The organism is Bartonella sp. MU70NMGDW, from assembly GCF_042194085.1.
In the GTDB taxonomy this organism is placed as follows: domain Bacteria; phylum Pseudomonadota; class Alphaproteobacteria; order Rhizobiales; family Rhizobiaceae; genus Bartonella; species Bartonella grahamii.
On record NZ_JBHIMK010000536.1, the window covers coordinates 1 to 728 of the forward strand.

Annotated in this window: 1 protein-coding gene; it reads left to right on the plus strand. The window is 38.6% G+C overall.

Translation table 11 applies throughout. The features are described from left to right. On the plus strand, positions 1-711 hold a 711-nt coding region (locus ACFIKE_RS12030), incomplete at its 5' end, for an autotransporter outer membrane beta-barrel domain-containing protein (protein ID WP_375650194.1). Between the last annotated feature and the right edge of the window lie 17 nt (positions 712-728).

The following is a 728-nucleotide window of genomic DNA, read 5'->3' on the forward strand; positions in this document are numbered from 1 at the left end:
GTTTTAGGGATCAATAGTTTAAGCGAGTGGGAAAATGGAGAATTTTATATAGGTGGTTTTGGCAGTTATGACCGCGCGCGCATTGCGCATGCACGGGGTGGTATAAGCGGTATTAATACTTATGGCATTGGCGCTTATGTTACTTATTTGGATCATAGTGGTTGGTATCTCGATGGTATTTTAAAATATAATCATTATCAGAATACTCTAAAGGCAGTTTCAACGAATGGTTTAGGGATTGAAGGAAGTTATAGGCAATGGGCGGTGGGTACTTCCTTTGAAGCAGGTTATCGACTTAAGACGTCAAAGAGCAGTTGGTTGCAGCCTTATGGACAATTTACATGGTTGCAAGTTGAAGGTAAAGAAATCAAGTTATCAAATGACATGATAGGTGACATGCGTCCATTCACTTCATTACGCAGTGAGGTTGGCATATCTTTAGGATATGAATTTGGTTCTCGTATGGATTCCTCATCACTTGCGTATATTACAGCAGCATGGTTGCGTGAGCATAAAGATGACAACCATACATTGATTAATCAACGGCATTCATTTACCACTGACTTATCGGGTAATGCAGGTAAGTTAGGAATCGGTTTGAGCAGTTTAGTGAGTGAGAAGTTAAAGTTATATGGTGAGGCACATTATGTTAAAGGACGTAAAACAAAACAGTCTCTTCAGGGTATTTTAGGTGTACGCTATAGTTTTTAATTATATGGTTATTTTTT